Genomic DNA, 972 nt, shown 5'->3' on the forward strand with positions numbered 1-972 from the left:
CTATGCATGTCATATAAAAATTTGTGGCGAAGAAAGAAACAGCTATTCCAAAACAGATCATGACGCTACTTTTATGCGCTTGAAGCGCGATTATATGGGAAACGATCAGCTTCTTCCAGCGTATAATCTACAAGCAGCTGTCTGTGATGAATATATCGCTGTAATCGATGTAAAACAATACGCATCAGATATAGAATGTTTTGTCCCATGGATGGAAAAATTCAATGATATATATGGTCATTATCCCAAATATCCAGTTGCAGATGCCGGATATGGCTCTTATAATCATTCTCTTTATTGTGAAAAACATGGCATGGAAAAATATATGAAATTTACTATGTACAAAAAGGAAACAACCGATAAAAAGTACCATGAGAATCCTTATCGTGCAGTAAACTTTGTAAAAGATAAAAATGGAAATCTCATATGTCCAAACGGACGTAAATTTATTTTTAAGCGAATACAGCATGTAAAATATAACAAATATGGACGCAATGAAGAACTGTATGAATGCGAATCCTGTGAAGGATGTCTTCATAAACAAGAGTGCTGCCCGAGGGCATATAAAAATCGTACCATACGAATGCATCAGGAATTAACGTCTATACATCAGGAAGTGTTGGAGAATCTAGAATGCATACATGGAGCACTTTTAAGAATGAACCGAAGCATTCAATCAGAAGGAACATTTGGCATTTTAAAATGGGACAAATCGTATAAAAGATTATTCCGCCGTGGAAAGAAAAATGTAATTCTTGAACTTACACTCATTTCGTGTGGATTCAATCTTTATAAATATCACAATAAGAAACAACGGAAAATGAAAGCTGCATAAAATGCGACTGTTTGAAACCGGGCTTATTAAGTGCACTATTTTTTACACGAAAAACTGTCCTTTTGTTAAAAACAAGAACCATAAAATCAAGGAACGCCAGAACCGACATTTGCCGGAACTGGCGTTCCTTGATTAGG

Annotated in this window: 1 protein-coding gene; it reads left to right on the plus strand. The window is 35.4% G+C overall.

Annotated features, from left to right (window positions below):
- The coding region (locus tag KQI71_RS12240) for a transposase (protein ID WP_216436394.1) at nucleotides 1-835 on the plus strand (835 nt) is incomplete at its 5' end.
- Nucleotides 836-972: the final 137 nt, after the last annotated feature.

This window comes from Anaerostipes sp. MSJ-23, from assembly GCF_018918155.1.
Taxonomy (GTDB): Bacteria; Bacillota; Clostridia; order Lachnospirales; family Lachnospiraceae; genus Anaerostipes.